Origin of the sequence: Campylobacter concisus (assembly GCF_902460545.1) — a bacterium.
In the GTDB taxonomy this organism is placed as follows: domain Bacteria; phylum Campylobacterota; class Campylobacteria; order Campylobacterales; family Campylobacteraceae; genus Campylobacter_A; species Campylobacter_A concisus_AE.
Map to the genome: position 1 here is coordinate 35,570 of NZ_CABPUE010000002.1, position 788 is coordinate 36,357.

The 788-nt window shown below is 40.5% G+C and carries 6 tRNA genes; all 6 read left to right on the plus strand.

Annotation, left to right across the window (positions count from 1 at the left end):
- The first annotated feature begins 45 nt into the window (after window positions 1-45).
- A tRNA-Lys gene (locus FZ949_RS01975) sits at window positions 46-121 on the plus strand.
- A gap of 13 nt (window positions 122-134) precedes the next feature.
- A tRNA-Glu gene (locus FZ949_RS01980) sits at window positions 135-210 on the plus strand.
- An 18-nt stretch (window positions 211-228) separates the two neighbouring features.
- Window positions 229-304, plus strand: a tRNA-Val gene (locus FZ949_RS01985).
- An 8-nt stretch (window positions 305-312) separates the two neighbouring features.
- Window positions 313-389: transfer RNA gene (locus tag FZ949_RS01990), tRNA-Asp, on the plus strand.
- A gap of 121 nt (window positions 390-510) precedes the next feature.
- Window positions 511-586 (plus strand) — tRNA-Lys (locus FZ949_RS01995).
- Between the two features lie 8 nt (window positions 587-594).
- Window positions 595-669 (plus strand) — tRNA-Glu (locus tag FZ949_RS02000).
- Window positions 670-788 lie beyond the last annotated feature (119 nt).

Here is a 788-nt window from a genome sequence, read left to right on the forward strand (position 1 = left end):
TGTAATAATGTTTTTTGTATAATCTCAATTCTTTTTTAAGCAAATGTCTTGCTAGCTCAGTCGGTAGAGCATCTCACTTTTAATGAGGGGGCCGTTGGTTCGAATCCAACGCAGGACACCATTTTTGGGTTTATGACCCTTTCGTCTAGTGGCTCAGGACTCTACTTTCTCTGTGTAGAAACAGAGGTTCAAATCCTCTAAGGGTCGCCAGATATTTTTTAAATTTTAGGTCGCTTAGCTCAGTTGGTAGAGCGCCACCCTTACAAGGTGGATGTCATAAGTTCGAGTCTTATAGCGACCACCATTTTAGGTGCAGCGGTAGTTCAGTTGGTTAGAATGCCGCCCTGTCACGGCGGAGGTCGCGGGTTCGAGCCCCGTCCGCTGCGCCATCTATTAAACCTTAGGTTAAGGTCATGTCTCATAAAGCACCCATTATTGAGTGTCAAATTAAATTTTAAGATTATATGTTCTAAGATAACACTTTAAGATTTATTATTACTATTTAATTTTGCCTCGTTAGCTCAGTTGGTAGAGCATATCACTCTTAATGATGGGGTCGTAGGTTCGAGGCCTACACGGGGCACCATCCATTTTGGCCCATTCGTCTAGCGGTTAGGACACCAGCCTCTCACGTTGGTAACACGAGTTCGAGTCTCGTATGGGTCACCATTTTTCTAATCCTTTTTTCTTTTTAATTTGCTACACAGAAATTTTTATAGAAAATTTCTTAAAAATGTATACTTATTTGCTTAGCGAATTGCTACTAAAAATGTAAAAACCAATTTTTA